Consider the following 19880-nt stretch of genomic DNA (forward strand, 5'->3'; position numbering starts at 1 on the left):
GCGTTACATCGACTCCGCCAGCATGCGGCGGTAGTCGTCCGCTGTGGCGATGCGCGGGTTGGTCTTGTGGCAGTGGTCGAGCAGGGCGCCTTCCACGACGTGTTCCAGCGCATCTTCGGGCACGCCCATCTGGCGCAGGCCGGTCGGCAGACCCAGGCGCGCCGTCAGGTCGTGCACGGCCTGGGCAAGGTCGGCGCCCGCCGGCAGGTTCATCACGCGGCGCATGCGGGCGTAGCGGTTGTCGCGCACCACCGTCTCGGCCGTTTCGTTGAAGCGCAGCACCGCCGGCAGCACCACCGCATTCAGCGTGCCGTGATGCAACCCAGTCTTGCCGTCGACCTTCACGCCGCCCAGCGGGTGCGACAACGAATGCACGCACCCCAAGCCCTTCTGAAACGCCATCGCGCCCTGCATCGACGCGCTCATCATGTTCAGGCGCGCATCGCGGTCAGTGCCATCGCGCGTGGCGCGTTCGATGTTGGCCCATGCGCGCTCCAAACCATCCAGGGCGATGCCGTCCGCGGGCGGGTTGAACGCCGGGGCCAGGAAGGTCTCGATGCAATGCGCGATCGCGTCCATGCCAGTGGCGGCCGTCAGCGCGGGCGGCAGACCGAGCGTCAGTTCCGCATCGCAGATGGCGGACTTGGGCAGCAGATGCCAGGAGTGGAAACCGAGCTTGCGGCCGTCTTCCAGGATGATGATCGCGCCGCGCGCCACCTCGCTGCCGGTGCCGGCCGTCGTGGGAATCGCAATCAGCGGCGCTGCCGCTTCCGTGATCTTCGTGCTGCCGCCCTCGATGGTCGCGTAGGTGGTGAGCGGTTCCGGGTGCGTGGCCGCAATGGCGATGCCCTTGGCCAGGTCGATCGACGAACCGCCGCCAATGGCGATCAGCCCGTCGCAGCCGGCGTCTTTATACTGTGCGGTGGCTTTCAGCACCATCGCCTCGGTTGGGTTGGAGGGCGTTTCGTCGAACACGGTGACGGGCAAGCCGCCCGTGGCGTCAATGGCGCGCTGTGCCAGCCCTGCGGCGGCTACGCCCTTGTCGGTCACGATCATCGGCCGGCGGATGCCGACGCGTGCGCATTCGCTTTTCAGTTCATTGATGGTGCCGAAGCCAAGGTGAACGTGCGTGAGGTAGAAGATGAGGGCCATGCTGTCTCCAGAGGGTGTTGGTCTGCATCGCCCGTCTTGTCGTGCGGGCGTGGTTCAATGGATACTCCGATGATAGCCAAATTAGAACGATCGTTCAGTTCCCGCCCTCATGCAGCACCCGTCTCTCGACCTGCACGTCGCCCAGTTGCTCGATCTGGTTGCGCGTGCCAAGCGTCCGCCGCTGAATGCCCTTGACCCAGCCGACGCCAAGATTGCCTACGAAAAAAGCAGCCCCATCGTCGACATCCCGCCCATCGCGCTGGAAGCTGTGCATGACCTGACGGTGACGGCGCGCGATGGCCATGCCATCCCTGTCCGCACGTACGCAGCGCGCGAGGCCAGTTGGGCCGATCCGCTGCCCCTGCTGGTGTATTTCCACGGCGGTGGTTTTACCGTGGGCAGCATCAAGACGCACGACCAGCTTTGCCGGTCGCTGGCGGCCAAATCGGGGGCGATGGTGTTGTCAGTGGACTACCGGCTTGGGCCCGACTGGAAATTTCCGACCGCAGCGAACGACGCATTCGACGTGCTGCAGTGGGTGTTCGATGAAGCCCCCACCATGGGCGCTGACCCAGCCCGCATCGCATTCGGCGGCGACAGCGCGGGCGGGACGCTGGCCGCGATCAGCGCCATCGAGGCACGCAACCGCGGCCTGGCACCTGTGCTGCAGCTGCTGATCTACCCCGGCACCACCGCGCGTGAATCCACGCCGTCGCACCGTGAGTTTGCCGAGGGCTACCTGCTGACGCAGGACATGATCCACTGGTTCTTCTCTCAATACCTGCGCAGTGATGCCGACCGCGACGACTGGCGTTTCGCCCCGCTCGATGCAGGCGGCCATGGCGCGGACGTGACCGGCGTCTGCCCTGCCTGGATTGCCGTGGCCGGCTTCGACCCGATCCGCGATGCGGGCATCGGCTACGCCAACAAGCTGCGCGCGGCAGAAGTGCCCGTCGAGCTGAAACTGTACGAAGGCATGATTCACGACTTCTTCAAGATCGGGCGCTTCGTGCCGGCTGTGGAAGACGCGCACCGCGATGCCGCCGACGCGCTACGCCGAGCCTTCGGCACCGAGACCGAATCCCTATAACGAGAGGAGACCGCATGGCGATCGAGGATTTCCGTCACAGCACGCCGCTGCGCGTACGCTGGGCCGAAGTCGATGCGCAGAGCATCGTCTTCAACGGCCACTACCTGCTGTACGCGGATGTGTGTATCACCGAATACTGGCGCAGCATCGGCGTGCGGTATCCGGTGGATGTGGTCGACACCTTTGGCGTGGATTTCTACGTGGTCAAATCCACGCTCGAATACCACGCCTCCGCGCGCTTTGACGACGAGCTGGACCTGCGCTGCCGGGTGGCGCGCCTCGGCCGTTCCAGCATGCGCTTTATCATCGAGATGTATCGCGCAGACGAACACCTCGTCACCGGCGAAGTCATCTATGTGTGCGCCCGTCCAGCCACACCCATGGCCACGCAGACCTCCGCGCCGATTCCCGAGACGCTGCGCGAACGCATCCTCAATTTTGAAGTTCTGAAGCCTGAAGTGTGAGAACGAAGCATGACCGCCCCTGAATCTGTCCGCCCGCTTGCCGGTGTTGAAGTCGAGCGCTGGGATGCCGTGCGCGAAGAAGCGCGCGCCATCCGCTACGACGTGTTTGTCATCGAACAAGGCGTGCCCGTTGAACTGGAATGGGACGAGTGGGATGACGAGTGCTGGCATGCGCTGGCACACGATACGGCGGGGCGCCCCGTCGCCACTGGCCGCCTATTGCCCGACGGCCATATCGGCCGGATGGCGGTGCGCAAGGAGGCGAGAGGCACGGGCGTTGGCGCACGCGTGCTGGAAGCCTTGATCGACAAGGCGCAGTCGCTTGGCTATCCCGAGCTGATCCTGAACGCACAAACCCACGCCATGCCGTTCTACTCGCGCGCAGGCTTTACGGCCGAGGGCGAGGAGTTCGAGGAGGCCGGCATTCCGCACCGGACCATGCGCCGCGTGCTTACACGTTGATGTCCTGGGCGGCCCGCACAATGGCTGCGATGGCCGCCTGCGCCGCCGGCGACGCAGTTCTGCCGTGCAGCCGCACAATCCCAGTCTTGGACGGCGGCGAAAGCCACCCCGTCACTGCCAACCGCACCAGCGTGCCGGTCTCCAGCTCCGCCTTTACCGCAGCGTCCGTGGCACCCAGGACGGTGTCTGTCGTGAGCGCGACCGTCTTCAGTACGCCGTAGTTGTCGCATTCCAGCGCGATGCTGGCTTCCTGTCCTGCCGGCAGGCCAAGCAGCATCGCCAGTTCCACCTTTGACGGGCTCAGAAGCTTCGGTACGGCAATGCCGTATTCCCAAACTTCGCGCAGCGTGTGCGTGCGCCCTGCAAGCGGATGGCCGGCCCGCACGTACAGGTGCGGGGGCTGACCTCCAATCAATTGGATATCCAGCGCGGCGTCTTTCGGCATGTCGCGCACGTCGGCGGCGAAGAATTCGATGCTCTCGCTGCGCAGGCTCTCCAGCAGTTGCACCCAATTGCCGACTTCCATGCGCAGCGCCACCTGAGGATGTTGCTGCCGCAATTCCTGCAGCGCTTGCGGCATGAGCGTGGCCGTCAGCAGTGGCCCGACACCGAAGGCCGTGTCGCCAAGCTGGCTGTCGCGATACAGATCAACATCGCGTTGCAGGCAGCGCGCCTCGAACAGCAGGCGCCGCGCGCGTTCGATGACGAATTCGCCGGCGGGAGTGGGGCGCACGTCGCCGGTTTCGCGATCAAACAGGCGAATGCCGAGATCATCCTCGATCGCCTGGATGCTCCAGCTGAATGCGGGTTGGCTCAGATGCACCGCTTGCGCGGCACGTGCGAAGTGCAGCGTGTCGGCAAGGACAACCACGTGGCTGAGGCGTCGCAAATCCATGATGTTGCGTACTTTGCATTGAATGAATGTTAATTATGCATTGGACGCATTGGTATCGCCCTCCTAGGCTTGTCTCCACAACAAGCGAGGAGACACCAATGAGTTCGCACATGGAGCACGCGCTGATCGTCGCCTGCATCCTCGGATTTGCCGCCATGGAGTTCGTGACACGGCGCTACCAAGCCAACGTGCGCGGCCGCGCCACGGCCAACGATGCCTGGCTGGAAGTGCTGATGTTCATCAGCCTCGTTGCAGTGACGCAGCCGATCGCGCTGCTGGGCAGCAATGCACTCTGTAACTGGCTCATTCCGGCGCAGCACAACGCGTGGGCGGATCTGCCCTGGTGGGCGATGACGGGGTTGTTGCTGATCGGCGACGACCTCACGCAATACCTCTGGCACCGTGCTTCGCACACGCCGCTGCTGTGGCCGTTGCACCGCGCGCACCACAGCGCTTCCTACATGAGCGTGCGTATTACGTACCGCAACAACTTCTTCTACTACCTGATGATGCCGGGCCTGTGGATTGGCGGCGTGGCGGTGTACCTGGGCTTTGGGCCGGTCTATGCGGCGTACCTGGTCGTCAAGCTGACTGTCATTGTTGGCGCGCATTGCGCCTGGCCCTGGGACGCACCGCTGTACCGCATCCGCGCGCTGCGTCCGCTGATGTGGGTGATCGAGCGGACGATTTCCACGCCCGCCACGCACTGGGCGCATCACGCGCTCACCAACGCCGACGGCATCGGCCACTACAAGGGCAATTTCGGCAACCTGCTGTTTTTCTGGGATGTCCTATTCGGCACGGCGCATATCACGCGCAAATATCCCGCGCAGATCGGCTTGCAGGATGACGTGCTGTTCGGCGCAGAGCCTTGGACGGCGCAGATGTTCTATCCGCTGGTGCAGTCAAGGCGCGAACAGTCGGCGTTGCGCCCGGGCGGCGCGGCCATCACCGAAATGGAAGTGGACCAGGCCGCGAGCGCCAAGCAGGAAGCAGCCTGAGTGGGCAGCGCCTAGGTATCGGCGTGCGTGACGGTATCGAGCACGCCGAGATAGCGCGTTTCGCCAATCTGGCCCTGGGCGTCGAAGCGGCGCTCGGTCACGTCAAAGCACCCGTCGTGGCGGATGCGCAGGATGGTGCTGGCACGCGTGCCGTAGCGCGGCGAGCGGATGAAGGCGGCGGATAGCAGCTTCTCCCATTCAGGGGCCACGCCTGTGGCGGGCAAAGCGCCGGTCGGTGCTTCGCGCGCTTCCGATAGCAGATCGAGATAGCGCGCCACGTCCAGCGCGTTGCCGTGCCGGCCCGTATCTGCGGCCAGCGCTTCGGCAAAGGCAGCCATGCGATGCCGCACCTTGAACCACGGCGTATCGAGCAATGCGTTGGACAGCCCGTAAAGGCCGGGCGCGAGCTTGCGCGGCGCTTCGGCGCGGTTGCTCGTCCACCAGAGTTCGTCGCGCGTGGCGGTCAGCAGGTTGTAGCCGTTGTAGGCACGGTCGCGTGCGGCGAGGCTATCGAGATAGGCGGGCACCGACATGTCGTCCGCCATCAGGAAATTCGAGACGAGTTCCCCGCGCGAGCGTGCATCGGGCCGGCGCTCGGACGGCGCGCGGTAGTTTGTCAGCGCGGCAAAGCGGCCGTCACGCGTCATGCCCATCCACGTGCCTGCGTGACCGACCACCTGGGCCATGTCACGCCCGGCCAGGACATTGGGCGCGTCGCTCCACCACGCCAGCGGCGCGGCAGGGCGATCATAGAATTCGTCCCGGTTGGCGGCCACCACCAGCGCGTAGGCGGGGTGGGCGTGCCAGGCCGTGAGAATCAAACACATGAGCACTTCCTTTGAACATGCCGCGCAACGAACGACCAATGGTCAATGTGACGACCTGTGTCGCGCGGGCTTCGGCCAAGCATAGCAGCCTGCCGGATTTTTGCGATGTCGATTGCGGCAGGACGCCGTCAGCTGTTTTCCAGATCGACAAACAGCTCTGCATGGCGTTCACCCGCGACGAATTCACGCGGGCCGCAGGTTTCCCACAGGGCCGCCAGCGTGGTCGCAAACGCAGGCGGGACGTCGTCGTAGGACTCCATCCATGTGGCCTGGCCGTCGCGCGTTTCGGGCCGGCGCATCAACGCGCCGGCCACGCCGGTCGCCTCTTCCACGGTATCGAGCCAACGCTGCCAGCGCGGCAGGGCATTGGCAGCGTCACGCTCGGCGATGCGGAAGTAGACGAACAGGTGGTCGGCCATGGTGGGGGCGGTATCAGGCGTTTTCTGAAGCGGGAATGACGTACGGCAGTTCTTGCAGCGTCAGCATCGGGCCGTCCGGCGTGGCCAGGTGGATGACGGTGTCGAGGGCGTCCAGCTTCAATTCGACGAGTAGATCGGTCCCGCCATCCGGCGCCATGGCTGCATTGACCACCATGCCGCACGGTTGGTTCGGATCGGCTGCGCTGTAGACCTCGGCGCCGGCCGACGTGGGGGCATTGACGTGCGCGCGCTGCATGCGCCGCTTGAGCGTGCCGCGATACTGGCTGCGTGCCACGATTTCCTGCCCCGGATAACAACCCTTGCGGAAATCGACGCCGCCCAGCAGTTCCAGGTTCACCATCTGCGGGACGAACTGCTCCTGTGTGGGCAGGGTGATGTGCGGCACACCTGCCTGCAGGCTCAGCCAATCCCACACCTCGGTGCCGACCAGCGACAGCCGCGACGACAGCGTCTTCCAGGCGTCCTGGAAGTGCTCGGCATGCACCATCCATTGATAGCGCGGGCGGCCGCCGGCATCCGGCAGGCGGACGACGGCGCCGAATTGCTGGCCGACCGTGGCAGGCTGCTGCGCCACCGCGTTGACGGTATCGGGTTCAGGCAGCACGGCACCAGCCTCGCGCAGCGCTTCCGCCGCGTCAGGCCCGGCGACGCCGATGGCGATGAACTCGTCCATCGGGCGCAGCTTGGCCTTGGCGCGCAGCACGAACATCGACAGGCGCTTGGTCAACGCGGGCGCGATCAGCTTGTCTGTCTGCAGCACGATCGTATCGGCCTGGCGCCATACCAGCAGGGTGGCAAGCAGCCGTCCTTTGGGCGAGCAATAGCCCGCCAGTCGCGCCTGGTTCAGGCCCAGGCCGGTCACGGCGTTGGTGAGTTGGTTATGGAGGAACTCGGCGGCATCGGCGCCTTCGACAGCGATGCGCGCCAGATCGGTCGGCGCACACAGCACGCTGCCGCGCGTGGCGGCATCAAATTGCACGTCGAGCGGAGGAAAGCTCAGCGTATCGACAAAATCGTGGAAGACATCATTCATGGTGCGGGGCGGCCTGAGATTGACCCGGTATTATATTGGGCTGTCTGAAGGGCAGCTTGTGCCCTGTCTATCCATTTCAAGAGTGCGGCAATCGCCGGTGTCGGCCGGTTCCTCACACAGATTCGCAACAGAATGCTCTCTTTTCTCAAACGCTTGGTCCTGCTGGCCATCCTGATTGTGCTGGCGGCGGCAGGCGGCGTGGTGTGGTGGGCCCAGCAACCGGTGAGCCTGGCGGCGTCGCCGCTGGAGGTGGTGATCAAACCGAACTCGAGCGTGATCTCGGTCGGCAAGCAGCTTGCGAGCGCCGGTGTGGGCGTGCAACCGCAGTTGTTCTCGCTGGTGGCGCGCGCGACAGGCAACGCCAAGAGCCTGAAAGCCGGCGGCTATGCGCTGGAAACCGGCGCGACGCCCATGTCCATCTTGGACAAGATGGCGCGCGGCGATGTCACGCATTACGTGGTCACCGTCATCGAGGGCTGGTCGATGCGGCAGATGCGGGCGGTGGTGGACGCAGAGCCTGCGCTCAAGCACGACACGGCCGGCATGTCCGATGCAGATCTGATGCGCAAGATTGGGGCGCCTGAAACCAATCCGGAAGGCCTGTTCTTTCCCGACACCTACCTCTTCGCACGGGGCAGCAGCGACGTGGAGCTGTACCGTCACGCGTACCAGGCCATGCAGAAGCGTCTGAACGATGCCTGGGCCAAGCGCTCACTGGATCTGCCGTACAAGACGCCGTACGAAGCGCTGACCATGGCCTCCATCATCGAGAAGGAGACCGGCCAGAAGCTGGAACGGCCGATGATTGCCGCCGTGTTCGTCAACCGCCTGCGCAAGAACATGCTGCTGCAGACCGACCCGACGGTCATCTACGGCATCGGTGCCGGCTTTGACGGCAATTTGCGCAAGCGCGACCTGCAGACCGACACGCCGTACAACACCTACACGCGCACCGGCCTGCCGCCCACGCCAATCGCGCTGCCGGGCATGGCGTCGCTGCAGGCGGCACTGAACCCGGCACCGTCCGACGCGCTGTATTTCGTGGCGCGCGGCGACGGCAGCAGCCAGTTTTCGACCAACCTGACGGACCACAACCGGGCCGTCAACAAATATCAGCGCGGCCAACCATGACCGGCAAGTTCATCACATTCGAAGGGATCGACGGCGCGGGCAAGAGCACGCACCTGGCGTGGTTTGCACAGCAACTGCAGGCGAAGCTCGCGCCCCTGGGCAAAAAGGTGGTCGTCACCCGCGAGCCCGGCGGCACGCCGCTGGGCGAGCGACTGCGCGAAGTGTTGCTGCACGAACGCATGCACCTGGAAACCGAAGCGCTGCTGATGTTCGCGAGCCGCCGCGAGCACATTGCCGAGGTGATTCAGCCCGCGCTGGACGCCGGCGATTGGGTCATCTCGGACCGCTTCACCGATGCCACGTTCGCCTATCAGGGCGGGGGCAGGGGCCTGGCAATCGACCGGCTGGAAGCGCTGGAGCACTGGGTACAGCAGGGCCTGCAGCCGACCAAGACCATCCTCTTCGATCTGGCGCCTGAAATTGCCGCCGCGCGCCTGGCCGATGCCCGCACGCCGGACAAGTTCGAGGCCGAATCAGCGCAGTTCTTCCTGCGCACGCGCGCCGAATACCTGCGCCGCGCGGCAGCCGAACCGGATCGATTTGTCGTGCTCAACGCCAACCGCGAGCGCAGTGATATCCAGAAAGACTTGGAGAATCTGCTTGCAACGCTCTGATTTTGCAGGCAATTTCGGATACGGAAATAATGGTTCCACGGCAAGTTTTCGCATCAATAATCTGACGCAACCCATTGATTCATGATGCTTTATCCTTGGCAATTCGCTGATTGGTCCCGCCTGCAAGCCATGCGGGCCAAGCTGCCGCACGCGATTCTGCTCAACGGCCAGGCCGGCACCGGCAAGCGCGATTTCGCCATGCACTTCGCGCAAAGCCTGCTGTGCGATACGCCGGCGGCCGACGGCCAGCCCTGCGGCACATGCGCGGCCTGCAACTGGTTTGCGCAGGGCAACCACCCGGACTTCCACCTCGTGCGCCCTGAAGCGATGGAAGACGCGCCCGAGACGGAGAAGGACGCCGACGGCAAGAAAAAGGCGCCGAGCAAGATCATCCGCATGGAGCAGGTCCGTAACCTGATCGAAGGCGTGGGGGTCGGTACGCACCGGGCCGGGTTGCGGGTGGTGGTGCTGTATCCGCTCGACGCGTTGCAGACCGAAGGCGCCAACGCGTTGCTCAAGACGCTGGAAGAGCCGCCGCAGAACACCGTCTTCCTGCTGGTGACGGATCGTATCGACCGTATCCTGCCGACCATTCTGTCGCGCTGCAGGCAGTTTCCGCTGCAGCCGCCGCAGCCCGAGGCCGCGCGCCAGTGGCTGGAGCGGCAAGGCGTGCCGCACGCGCAGGATCTGCTGGCCGAGTTCGGTAACGCGCCGCTGGCCGCGCTGGCCGCCGCCGAGTCCGAAGACCGTCCGCTGCTGCAATTCCTGCTTGAACAGCTCGGCCAGGGCGCAAAGCTCGATGCACTGGCCACGGCCGACCATTTACAAAAATTGTCGGTCCCGGCCGTTCTCAGTACCATGCACCGATGGGTCTTTGACTTGATGGCGGCACGCTTGGCGGGGCGTCCGCGCTACTTTCCGGCGCAGCGCGATGTGCTGCAACGTTGCGCGAATACCATTCCGCTGGACCGCCTGGAACGTTTTGCGCGTGCCTTGCCGCAGCGGCGCCGCTCCGAGCAGCATCCGCTGGCCGCGCGGCTCGTCATCGAAAGCCTTTTGCTGGATTACCGGCAGCTCTTTCCGTCTGCCTGAACCCGAACCCGCACCTGAACGTTTGCACTCTGTGGACACCCTGTGAGCACTGCACCTCTTCGTACGCCCGGCACTCCCGTCACCCCTGGCACCCCCGCTGCACCCGGCACGGCTTCAGGCGCACCGACCCGTCCGGGCATCGTCTCGCTGGCCATCAAGGATGAAGCTGGCCTGCACGCCGCCTACATGCCGTTCCTGAAGAACGGCGGCATCTTCGTGCCGACACAGCGCCCTTACCGGATTGGCGAGGAGGTCTTCCTCGTGCTGTCGCTGCTGGACCGCCCGCAGAAGTATCAGGTGGCCGGCAAGGTAGCCTGGATCACGCCGGTGGGCACGCCGGCCAAGACGCCGGGCATTGGCGTGCACCTTGGCGAAGATGAGCAGTGCCGCGTGCTGCGCCGTGTGATCGAAGAGGTGCTGGGCAAACAGATCAATTCGCAGCGCCCCACCCAAACACTTTGATTTTTTCCTGATACGGCGCACGAAGTTTACGCCGTAACTTTCTGATTATTCGATGTTTGTCGATTCCCACTGTCATATCAATTTCCCCGACTTGCGCGCGCGCCTGCCTGAGCTGCTGACGCGCATGCGGGAGAACCGCGTCACGCACGCACTCTGCATTTCCGTCACGCTGGAGGATTTTCCGAGTGTGCTGGAGATTGCCGAGCAGGAGCCCAACGTGTACGCCACCGTGGGCGTGCATCCCGACGCTGAGGCCGACGTCGAAGAAGGCCGGTCCATTGAAGAGCCCACGCTCGAGCGTCTGCTGACGCTGGCCGATCATCCGCGCGTGGTCGGCATCGGCGAAACCGGGCTCGACTACTACCGCCTGGGCGACCGTACCGTGGCCGACATGGAATGGCAGCGCGATCGCTTTCGTACGCATATTCGCGCGTCGAAGCAGACCGGCAAGCCGCTGGTGATCCACACGCGCTCGTCGGCTGAGGACACTTTGGCCATCATGCGCGAAGAGGGCGCCGAGGCCGCAGGCGGCGTCATGCATTGCTTTACTGAGACCTGGGACGTGGCCAAGGCCGCGCTGGACCTGGGTTTCTATATCTCCTTCTCGGGCATCGTGACGTTCAAGAACGCGGTGGACCTGCAGGAAACCGCCAGGAAGGTGCCGCTGGACCGCATGCTGATCGAGACCGACTCGCCGTACTTGGCGCCGGTGCCGTTCCGAGGCAAGACGAACGAGCCGGCGTATGTGCGGCACGTGGGCGAATTCCTGGCTACGCTGCGCGGCGAACCACTCGAGCGGATTGCCAGCGCCACCACCGAGAACTTCTTCAATCTATTCAATGCGATACCGCGATAACTTGAAGCAAGCGATGAAAAAAATCGCACTGGCTGGTGCGCTGACCATGGCGTTGTCGGGTGCCGCATTCGCCACGCCGCAGGACGATCTGCGCAACGCCGTCGAATACAACCGCCCGGCGCTGGTGCAGAAGTATGTCGCGCAGGGCGTCGACCCCAACCTGAAGACCCGCGATGGCACGCCGCTGCTGGTGGATGCGCTCAAGGAGAAGAACATCGAGGTGGCCGAGGCGCTCATCCGCGCCAAGAACATCGATTTCGAGCGCACCAATGCCGCAGGTGAAAACGCGCTGATGATGGCCGCGTACCAGGGCCTGCTGCCCATGGTGAAGCTGATGGTGGAAACGTACGACGTGGAGGTCAACAAGACCGGCTGGACCGCGCTGCATTACGCCGCCACCAATGGGTATGACGACATCGTCAAATACCTGCTCGACCACGCGGCCTATATCGATGCCGAAAGCCCCAACGCGACCACGCCGCTGATGATGGCCGTCATGGGCGGGCACATCACCACCGTCAAGCTCCTGCTGGACGAGGGCGCCGACATGAACCTGCGCAATCAGCAGAAGATGGACGTGATCGACTTCGCCAAGCGGTATCACCAGGATGAGATTGCTGCGGGGCTGGAATCGCGCCGGCGCAAGCTGGCGGAGCAATCCGGCAAGCCTGCTGCAGCACCGGCGCCTGCGGCCGCAGTCTCGCAGCCTGCCAAGCCTGCAGCGCCGGATGTGCCAACGCCGATGCCGCCCGCTAAACGCGACGCCGGAGCGCCTAGCCCGGCCGGCCGGGATACGATCGGCACGCCCACCAACATGCTGTTTGACAGCAACCGCTAGACGCGGCCCGAACGGCCCGGCACGTCAGCGCCGGTGCCGGGCGTGATGCGCTTCACGCCCGCCGCGCCAGCCGCACTCCGGTGAACTGCCACCGTTGGTGCGGATAGAAGAAGTTGCGATACGTCGCCCGCAGATGCCCCTCGGGCGACACGCACGATCCACCGCGCAGCACCATCTGGCTGCACATGAACTTGCCGTTGTATTCGCCCACGGCGCCCTCGGCCGGCTCGAAGCCCGGATACGGGCCATAAGGGCTGGCGGTCCATTCCCACACATCACCGAACAATTGACGCAGGCTGCCGGCCTGGACGATGCCGTGGTCGGGAAGCGGGCGTAGCGCGCCGCGGCCGGCGAAGTTGCCTTGCACGGGCAGGCCTTCGGCGGCGTGCTCCCATTCGGCTTCCGTCGGCAGGCGGGCGCCGGCCCAGCGGGCGTAGGCATCGGCCTCGTAAAAGCTGACGTGCGTGACCGGCGCGTCCAGATCGACCGGCTGCAGGCCGTGCAGCGACATCTGCTGCCAGCCTTCAGCCTCATCCATGCCGGCGCGCCAGTAGAGCGGGGCGTCAATGCCTTCCCGCTGCACCCACGCCCAGCCGTCGGCCAGCCACAACGTTGGCTGGCAATAGCCGCCGTCCTGCATGAAGGCGAGCCACTCGCGGTTGGTGACAGGGTGCGTGGCCAGCGCATACGCCTCCAGCCACACGGTGTGACGCGGGCCTTCGCAGTCGAACATGAAGTCAGTATCGGTTCCCGTATCGGTTCTGCCGATCTGTACGGCGCCGCCCTGGAAGCTGACCCAACCCGGTTGCACCGGGGCCGCGTGCACGCGTGCTACGGGCGCTTGGGCATAGGCCGGGCACAACGGGTTCTGCGCAAACAGGTGGAGAAGATCGGTCAGCAGCAACTCCTGGTGCTGCTGTTCGTGGTGCAGGCCGAGGGTCACCAGACGGGCAAGATCGTCCGATACGCCGCCGGCCAGCAAGCGCTGCATGGCCGCATCGACATGGGCGCGGTAGGCGCGCACCTCGTCGAGCGTGGGGCGCGTGAGCATGCCCCGGCGCGGGCGCGGGTGCCGCGCTCCGACCGTTTCGTAGTACGAATTGAACAGGTAACGGTAGCGAGCATCGGGTGAGCGATAGTCCGGCACGTTGGGGCCAAGGATGAACTCCTCGAAGAACCACGTCGTATGGGCCAAGTGCCATTTGGCGGGGCTGGCGTCGTCCATGGACTGGACGGTGGCATCGGCGTCGGACAACTGCGCCGTCAAGGCCAGGGATTGCGCTCGCACCATGCCGTAGTGCTGCATCAGCGCGGGCAGGGCGGTGGTCGGCACATCAAATACAGGCGATACGCGCATGGGGTCTCCAGAGCAGGCAGCGAGGACAGCACAGCAGCAAGTGGGCCATGCCGCTGCGCGCGCATTGGCGCCCCCAGCTTGCCCATGTTCGTAAGAAGCATATGCGAGCTTTGTAACTTTGCCATGCGCAACGCTGGCGATGCTGCGTTGCGGTGATGACTGCACCGCAGCATCGATTGTCATGAAACAGTCACTGCGCGCACCTAGGATGTAAACGTTTACAACTCCCAGGGGCGCGTAGTGGGCAGCAGTATCAAGGACGTGGCGACGCACGCCGGCATTTCGATTGCCACCGTGTCGCGGGCGGTCAATACGCCGGAGCGGGTGAGTGCCTCGACGCTGGCCCGAGTGCAGGCGGCCATGGATGCGCTGCACTATCGCCCGAACGCGCTGGGCCGCCAGTTGCGCGCCGAGCGCACGGGCTTGCTTGGCGTGGTGCTGCCGTCGCTCGCCAACCCCGTGTTTGCCGAGTGCATGCAGGGCATCGAGGAAGCCGCATCCATCACCGGCCAGCGTGTGATGCTCATGACGACCGCCTACGACCGCGAGCGCGAGGCCCGCGCCATCGAGACCATGCTCGAGCAACGTGTCGACGGTCTGATCCTGACCGTGGCCGATGCAGCCGCCAATCCGCATCTCGATCGACTGGACGCCGAGCACGTGCCTTATGTGCTGGTCTACAACGATACGGTCGGCCAGGCACGCATTCCGGCGCGCTGCTGCGTGACGGTCGACAACCGGGCCGCTGCGCGCGACGCCATCCGCGCGTTGCTGGCGCAAGGGCACCGACAGATCCGTATGCTCACCGGCACGCTGGCGGCCTCGGACCGTGCGGCCCTGCGCCACGACGGCTACCGCGAAGCGCTGGAGGCGGCCGGCATTGCGCCGCAGCCGCCCGTCGAAATTGACTTCAATGCCGATGCCATGCTGCCCGCCGAGTTGGCCCGGCTGCTCGCACCGCCGCGCCCGACCGCCATTTTCTGCAGCAACGACCGCCTCGCGCTGCTCACCATCCGCTCGCTGCGCGAGATGGGCCTGCGCGTGCCCGAAGACGTGAGCGTGGTCGGCTTTGATGGCCTGGCGATAGGGCAGTGGCTCTCGCCCACGCTGGCCACCGTGGCGCAGCCGCACCGCCGGATCGGCACCGATGCGGCCACGGCGCTGGCTCGCCGCATCGCCGGCGAGGTGGTCCCCTCGATTACCTTGCCGCACCGCCTGCTGGCGGGCGGCACGCTGGCCCGTGCGCCGGCGGAAGCGTCTCTCTCCGTTGTTTCTTCCCTCACGTCTGATACGCAAGGAGCGTCTCGATGAAACGTCTCGTTCAATGGCTGCGCGTGTGCGGCCTCGTGGCTGCCGGCGCATTCGCCGTGGCTGCGCCGGTGCAGGCACAGCCGGCCGGCCAGCAAGTCGCCATCTGCTACAACTGCCCGCCCGAATGGGCCGACTGGGCCAGCCAGATCAAGGCCATCAAGGACAAGACCGGCATTACCGTGCCGTTCGACAACAAGAACTCCGGCCAGGCCATCGCGCAGATGCTGGCCGAGAAATCGCACCCCGTGGCTGACGTGGCCTACCTGGGCATCACGTCTGCGTATCAGGCCAAGGAAAAGGGCCTGGTCGCCAACTACAAGCCCAAGCACTGGGAAGACATTCCGGCCGGCATGAAAGACCCGGACGGTGCGTTCTTCTCGATCCACTCCGGCACGCTGGGCTTTTTCGTCAACAAGGACGCGCTGGAAGGCAAGCCCGTGCCGCGTTCCTGGAAAGACCTGCTCAAGCCCGAATACAAAGGCATGGTCGGCTACCTCGACCCGAGCAGCGCCTTCGTCGGCTATGTGGGCGCCGTGGCGGTCAACCAGGCGCTGGGCGGCTCGCTTGACGACTTCGGCCCGGCCATCGAGTGGTTCAAGCAGTTGAAGAAGAACGCGCCGATCGTGCCGAAGCAGACCGCCTACGCGCGCGTCGTGGCCGGTGAAATCCCGATCCTGCTCGACTACGACTTCAACGCTTACCGTGCCAAGTACAAGGATCACGCGAACGTGGAATTCGTGATCCCGCAGGAAGGCACGATTGCCGTGCCGTACGTGATGAGCCTGACAGCTGGCGCGCCGCATGCCGAGAACGCCAAGAAGGTGCTCGATTTTGTCCTGTCGGACGAAGGCCAGACGCTGTGGGCCAACGCCTACCTGCGCCCGGTGCGCGCCAGCGCCATGAGCAAGGAAGCCGCCTCGCGCTTCCTGCCGGCCAGCGAATACGCCCGTGCAAAGACGGTCGACTTCAACAAGATGGCAGCCGGCCAGCAGGCATTTGGCACGCGCTACCTGAACGAGGTCCGCTGAGCATGAGCACCGTCACCCGAAACACCTTGCCCGACGATGCGGTACTGCCCGCACGGTGGCGGGTGGCGTTGCTGGCACCGGCCGTTGCGCTGTTCTGCGCGTTCTGGCTGCTGCCGATGGCCGCGCTGCTGCGTGTCAGCGGCAGCGAGGGCGTGATTGCCACCTACACCGCAGCGCTGACCACGTCTCGCTACCTCAGCAGCCTGTTTTCGACGGTAATGCTGTCGGCGGCAGTCACGCTGGCGACGCTCGTCCTCTCGACCATCGCCGGGCTGTTTCTGGTGCGCCACAACGTACCGGGAAAGCAAATGATTACCGCCATGCTGACGTTTCCGCTGGCGTTTCCTGGTGTGGTGGTCGGCTTCATGGTGATCCTGCTGGCGGGGCGCCAGGGACTGCTGGGCGACGTCACGCACAAGCTCATCGGTGAGAAATGGGTCTTCGCCTATTCCATCGGCGGGTTGTTTCTTGGATACCTGTATTTCTCGATCCCGCGCGTGGTGCTGACGGTCATGGCAGCGGCGGAAAAGCTTGATCGCTCACTGGAAGAAGCGGCGCGCTCGCTGGGCGCATCGTCGTGGCAGGTGACGCGCGATGTGCTGGTGCCGGGGCTGGCGCCTGCGCTCATCGCCTCCGGAGCGATCTGCTTTGCCACGTCGATGGGCGCGTTCGGCACCGCCTTCACGCTCGCCACCGACATCGACGTCTTGCCGATGACGATCTATACCGAGTTCACGCTCAACGCGGGCATTGCGATGGCGGCAGCGCTGTCGGTGGTGCTGGGCGTGGTGACGTGGCTGGTGCTGGCGATTGCGCGCACCGCGAGTGGTAGCCCAAGTGGGGCCGCAGCATGAAACGCGTGCTTTCTCTTTCGCAGTGGCTCATCACGCTGCTGCTGTGCCTGTTCCTGATCGTGCCCGTCGTGCTGTCGATGGCCGTGGGCCTGACGCGCAACTACATCCGCGGCTTCAAGAGCGGTTGGACGCTGGATTGGGTCGCCCAAGTCTGGGAGATGTATCACGCGTCGATCTGGATGTCGCTGCTGGTGGCGCTGTGCACGCTGGTGATCGTGCTCGCGGCCGGCGTGCCGGCAGGCTATGTACTGGCGCGGCGCCAGAGCCGTGCGAGCCGCCTGATCGAAGAATTCCTGACGCTGCCCGTGGCGCTGCCCGGCTTGGCGACGGCGCTGGGCTTGATCGTGGCGTACGGCGGCTTTGGCGGCTTTCGCGAGAGCCTTTGGTTCATCGTCGTCGGCCATGTGGTGTTTACGCTGCCGTTCATGGTGCGCTCGGTTGCCGCCGTGGCGGCAGGCCAGAACCTGAAGACGCTGGAAGAGGGCGCTGCCAGCCTGGGCGCGTCGTTCTGGCAGCGCTTTCGCACCATCGTGCTGCCCAACGTGCAACCCGGCATCCTGGCCGGCGCGCTGACGGTGGTGACGCTCTCGGTGGGCGAGTTCAACCTCACCTGGATGCTGCACACGCCAGAAACCAAAACCCTGCCGGTCGGCCTGGCCGACACCTATGCGTCGATGCGGCTGGAAATTGCCAGCGCCTACACGCTGATCTTCTTCGTCATGATCGTGCCGCTGCTGGTGCTGATGCAGCGCTTTGGCGGCCTGCGGGTGAACAACGGAAAGGCTTCCCGATGAGTACCGAATCCCTACATCTCGCGCCCGTGCCCATCCGGCTGCGTGGCTGCGGAAAACACTTCGGTGGCGAGCGCGTGCTGGAGTCGATGGACCTCGACATCGCCGCCGGCGAGACCGTCGTGCTGCTCGGCCCCTCGGGCTGCGGCAAGACCACCACGCTGCGCATCGTCGCCGGGCTGGAGGCGCCGGACGCCGGCGGCACCGTGCACTTCGGCGATGAAGACGTGACCGCGCGTCCGATCGAGCGCCGCCGCGTCGGCATGGTGTTCCAGAACTACGCGCTGTTCCCCAACCTGAGCGTGCGAGGCAATGTGGAATACGGCCTGCGCATCCAGCGCCGGCAGAACGGTTTGTCCGACACACAGATCAGCGCCCGGGCAAACACGCTGCTGGAGATGATGCAACTCACGCCGTACGCGGACCGCGGTGTCGATCAGCTCTCCGGCGGTCAGCGCCAACGGGTGGCACTGGCGCGCGCATTGGCGCCCGAGCCGCGCGTGCTGCTGCTCGACGAACCGCTCACGGCGCTCGACGCCAAGCTGCGCGAATCCGTGCGTGCAGAGATGGACCGCCTACTGCGCAGTCTCGGCATCACGACCATCTACGTCACGCGCGATCAGGAAGAGGCGATGGCGCTGGCCGATCGCATTGTCGTCATGGAAGCCGGCCGCATTGCGCAGATCGGCACGCCGCGCGAAATCTACTTCCAGCCGGCCAACCGGCACGTGGCGGATTTCATCGGCATCATGAACCGGCTTGACGGCACGCGGCAGGATGGCACGTTCGTCTGCGCGGGCGGAAGCGTGCGCGTGCCGGACGGCGACGGCAATGCGGTCTTCTTCCGTCCCGAAGATGCCGTGCTGGCCGACCCGTCCCAGGCGGCGCTGAAGGGCACGGTCGAGTCGGCGGTGTTTCTCGGCTTCCGCACCCGCGTGCGCGTGGCGGGCGTGTCAGCCACGCCGTTGTTCATCGATGTGCCCGGCCGCCAGCAGTTTGCGCCGGGCCATGCGGTCGGCTTCGATATCCCGGCAGACCGCCTCTTGACCTTGCAAGCCTGATGCCGATGCACTTCCTGCAACTGACGGACCTCCATATCAAGCGGCCGGGGCGACTGGCTTATCGGCGCGTGGATTCGGCGGCCTATTTGTCACGCTGCGTGGCACATATCCTGGCACAGCCCGAGAAACCAGACGCTATCGTCCTGACCGGCGATCTGGTCGACGCCGGCGCGCCCGAGGAATACGCCCACCTGCGTGCGGTGCTTGCGCCGCTCGATGCGGCAGGCATCCGCATGCTGCCGGTGCTCGGCAACCACGATGGCCGTGATGCCGCACGCGAAGCCTTTGCCGATTGGCTCGCGCCAATTCCGGCCGCCGCGCAGGACACGCGTGCATTCCAGTACTGGACCGACATTGGCGACGTGCGCCTGATCGTGATCGACACGCTGGACACCGGCCATCCGGGCGGCCGTCTGGGCGTACCGCGCCTTGATTGGGTGGCCGAAGCGCTGGCATGCGAAACGCAACGCCCGACCGTCATCGCCATGCACCATCCGCCATTTGCCACCGGCATCGGCCACATGGACGTGCAATCGCTCGCCGAAGAAGATATCCCGGCCTTCGCGCAGATCGTGCGTGCCGCCGGCAACGTCGAGCGCATCATCTGCGGGCACCTGCATCGCTCCATCGACGTGCGTTTTGCGGGCACGGTGGCGTCCACTTGCCCATCGCCGGCACACCAGGTCGCACTGGATCTGGACCCTGATGCTGCGCCCGGTTTTGTCATGGAGCCACCAGCCTACAAGGTCCATGCGTGGGTGCCGGGGCAAGGCTTGGTGAGCCATCTCGCCTACGTGGGGCAATTTGATGGCCCGCATCCGTTTTTTGAGCCGGACGGCCGGCTGATCGACTAGGCCGCTTCCACGGCGGCCGCCAGACGGGCGACCAGCGCATCGGCCTCGCTTTCCGCCGATGCGATGGACGCGCGTAACCGCTTGTCGGCAAATTCGTCGTATTCGATCGCGACGGATGCCACATCCGTGACGCCGATGTAGCCGAATGCCGTGGCGACGCCGGCCTCGACGTGGTTCAGGTGGGCAATGTGCTGGCCGGGGCCGTAACCGAAATCGCCGCGTGCGCTGAGGATGACGAGGCGCTTGTTCATGCCGGCGAGCAGCTGT

23 protein-coding genes are annotated in these 19880 nt (G+C 65.1%); 16 read left to right on the forward strand and 7 right to left on the reverse strand.

What is annotated here, in order from left to right:
• Window positions 1-3: 3 nt before the first annotated feature.
• Window positions 4-1152: an iron-containing alcohol dehydrogenase gene (locus ACUXH0_RS13220; protein WP_012435561.1), complete on the reverse strand. Its 1149-nt coding sequence runs from the start codon at window positions 1150-1152 to the stop codon at window positions 4-6.
• A 109-nt stretch (window positions 1153-1261) separates the two neighbouring features.
• Between ACUXH0_RS13220 and ACUXH0_RS13225 the strand changes: the two genes are divergently transcribed.
• The 3 genes from ACUXH0_RS13225 to ACUXH0_RS13235 are packed head-to-tail and all read left to right on the forward strand — an operon-like array spanning window position 1262 to window position 3168.
• On the forward strand, window positions 1262-2242 hold the full coding sequence (locus ACUXH0_RS13225) for an alpha/beta hydrolase (RefSeq protein ID WP_012435560.1): 981 nt from the start codon (window positions 1262-1264) through the stop codon (window positions 2240-2242).
• 14 nt (window positions 2243-2256) lie between these two features.
• Window positions 2257-2706: an acyl-CoA thioesterase gene (locus ACUXH0_RS13230; RefSeq protein ID WP_012435559.1), complete on the forward strand. Its 450-nt coding sequence runs from the start codon at window positions 2257-2259 to the stop codon at window positions 2704-2706.
• Between the two features lie 9 nt (window positions 2707-2715).
• Entirely contained in the window at window positions 2716-3168 is a 453-nt protein-coding gene (locus ACUXH0_RS13235; RefSeq protein ID WP_004626914.1) for a GNAT family N-acetyltransferase, read from the forward strand.
• Here ACUXH0_RS13235 and ACUXH0_RS13240 read toward each other — a convergent pair.
• Window positions 3158-4063: a LysR family transcriptional regulator gene (locus ACUXH0_RS13240; protein WP_182594171.1), complete on the reverse strand. Its 906-nt coding sequence runs from the start codon at window positions 4061-4063 to the stop codon at window positions 3158-3160. The genes ACUXH0_RS13235 and ACUXH0_RS13240 overlap by 11 nt on opposite strands.
• A 98-nt stretch (window positions 4064-4161) precedes the next feature.
• Between ACUXH0_RS13240 and ACUXH0_RS13245 the strand changes: the two genes are divergently transcribed.
• A complete protein-coding gene (locus ACUXH0_RS13245) occupies window positions 4162-5064 on the forward strand; it encodes a sterol desaturase family protein (RefSeq protein ID WP_012435557.1) in 903 nt (300 codons plus the stop codon).
• Window positions 5065-5075: 11 nt separating this feature from the next.
• On the opposite strand, the gene ACUXH0_RS13250 is transcribed toward ACUXH0_RS13245, so the two are convergent.
• The 3 genes from ACUXH0_RS13250 to ygfZ form a co-directional block, all read right to left on the reverse strand.
• Window positions 5076-5891, reverse strand: a complete 816-nt coding sequence (locus ACUXH0_RS13250) for an NRDE family protein (protein ID WP_004626909.1) — start codon at window positions 5889-5891, stop codon at window positions 5076-5078.
• 128 nt (window positions 5892-6019) lie between these two features.
• Window positions 6020-6310: a DUF4936 family protein gene (locus ACUXH0_RS13255; RefSeq protein ID WP_182594170.1), complete on the reverse strand. Its 291-nt coding sequence runs from the start codon at window positions 6308-6310 to the stop codon at window positions 6020-6022.
• Between the two features lie 13 nt (window positions 6311-6323).
• The gene (ygfZ, locus tag ACUXH0_RS13260; protein WP_004626904.1) at window positions 6324-7364 is read right to left on the reverse strand and encodes a CAF17-like 4Fe-4S cluster assembly/insertion protein YgfZ; all 1041 of its coding nucleotides are present in this window, start codon (window positions 7362-7364) and stop codon (window positions 6324-6326) included.
• Between the two features lie 132 nt (window positions 7365-7496).
• On the opposite strand from ygfZ, the gene mltG reads away from it, so the two are divergent.
• The 6 genes from mltG (at window position 7497) to ACUXH0_RS13290 (ending at window position 12357) form a co-directional block, all read left to right on the forward strand.
• A complete protein-coding gene (gene mltG, locus ACUXH0_RS13265) occupies window positions 7497-8495 on the forward strand; it encodes an endolytic transglycosylase MltG (protein WP_012435555.1) in 999 nt (332 codons plus the stop codon).
• The gene (gene tmk / locus ACUXH0_RS13270) at window positions 8492-9109 is read left to right on the forward strand and encodes a dTMP kinase (protein WP_004626900.1); all 618 of its coding nucleotides are present in this window, start codon (window positions 8492-8494) and stop codon (window positions 9107-9109) included. Before mltG ends, tmk begins: the two co-directional genes overlap by 4 nt.
• A gap of 81 nt (window positions 9110-9190) precedes the next feature.
• A complete protein-coding gene (locus ACUXH0_RS13275; protein WP_012435554.1) occupies window positions 9191-10201 on the forward strand; it encodes a DNA polymerase III subunit delta' in 1011 nt (336 codons plus the stop codon).
• Window positions 10202-10243: 42 nt separating this feature from the next.
• Window positions 10244-10663 carry a PilZ domain-containing protein gene (locus tag ACUXH0_RS13280; protein WP_004626896.1) on the forward strand — a complete coding sequence of 140 codons (420 nt, stop codon included), beginning with the start codon at window positions 10244-10246 and terminating at the stop codon, window positions 10661-10663.
• A gap of 52 nt (window positions 10664-10715) precedes the next feature.
• Window positions 10716-11519 carry a TatD family hydrolase gene (locus ACUXH0_RS13285; protein WP_012435553.1) on the forward strand — a complete coding sequence of 268 codons (804 nt, stop codon included), beginning with the start codon at window positions 10716-10718 and terminating at the stop codon, window positions 11517-11519.
• A complete protein-coding gene (locus tag ACUXH0_RS13290) occupies window positions 11503-12357 on the forward strand; it encodes an ankyrin repeat domain-containing protein (protein ID WP_182594169.1) in 855 nt (284 codons plus the stop codon). The genes ACUXH0_RS13285 and ACUXH0_RS13290 overlap by 17 nt, the downstream gene beginning before the upstream one ends.
• 52 nt (window positions 12358-12409) lie before the next feature.
• On the opposite strand, the gene egtB is transcribed toward ACUXH0_RS13290, so the two are convergent.
• Window positions 12410-13714, reverse strand: a complete 1305-nt coding sequence (egtB, locus tag ACUXH0_RS13295) for an ergothioneine biosynthesis protein EgtB (protein ID WP_182594168.1) — start codon at window positions 13712-13714, stop codon at window positions 12410-12412.
• Window positions 13715-13954: 240 nt separating this feature from the next.
• Between egtB and ACUXH0_RS13300 the strand changes: the two genes are divergently transcribed.
• From ACUXH0_RS13300 to ACUXH0_RS13325, 6 genes are read left to right on the forward strand one after another with little or no spacing between them, the layout of a single operon-like run.
• The gene (locus ACUXH0_RS13300; RefSeq protein WP_182594167.1) at window positions 13955-15025 is read left to right on the forward strand and encodes a LacI family DNA-binding transcriptional regulator; all 1071 of its coding nucleotides are present in this window, start codon (window positions 13955-13957) and stop codon (window positions 15023-15025) included.
• On the forward strand, window positions 15022-16053 hold the full coding sequence (locus tag ACUXH0_RS13305) for an ABC transporter substrate-binding protein (RefSeq protein WP_182594166.1): 1032 nt from the start codon (window positions 15022-15024) through the stop codon (window positions 16051-16053). Before ACUXH0_RS13300 ends, ACUXH0_RS13305 begins: the two co-directional genes overlap by 4 nt.
• Window positions 16054-16055: 2 nt before the next feature.
• Window positions 16056-16907 (forward strand): ABC transporter permease, encoded by an 852-nt coding sequence (locus tag ACUXH0_RS13310; RefSeq protein ID WP_182594165.1) that lies wholly within the window; start codon window positions 16056-16058, stop codon window positions 16905-16907.
• Window positions 16904-17701 (forward strand): ABC transporter permease, encoded by a 798-nt coding sequence (locus ACUXH0_RS13315; protein WP_004626882.1) that lies wholly within the window; start codon window positions 16904-16906, stop codon window positions 17699-17701. Before ACUXH0_RS13310 ends, ACUXH0_RS13315 begins: the two co-directional genes overlap by 4 nt.
• A complete protein-coding gene (locus ACUXH0_RS13320; RefSeq protein WP_182594164.1) occupies window positions 17698-18759 on the forward strand; it encodes an ABC transporter ATP-binding protein in 1062 nt (353 codons plus the stop codon). Before ACUXH0_RS13315 ends, ACUXH0_RS13320 begins: the two co-directional genes overlap by 4 nt.
• A gap of 5 nt (window positions 18760-18764) precedes the next feature.
• Entirely contained in the window at window positions 18765-19613 is an 849-nt protein-coding gene (locus ACUXH0_RS13325) for a phosphodiesterase (protein ID WP_182594176.1), read from the forward strand.
• On the opposite strand, the gene ACUXH0_RS13330 is transcribed toward ACUXH0_RS13325, so the two are convergent.
• Window positions 19610-19864, reverse strand: coding sequence for an NADPH-dependent FMN reductase family protein (locus ACUXH0_RS13330; protein WP_004626876.1), 255 nt, complete (start codon window positions 19862-19864; stop codon window positions 19610-19612). The genes ACUXH0_RS13325 and ACUXH0_RS13330 overlap by 4 nt on opposite strands.
• Between the last annotated feature and the right edge of the window lie 16 nt (window positions 19865-19880).

Source organism: Ralstonia sp. 110700041-2, from assembly GCF_056280165.1.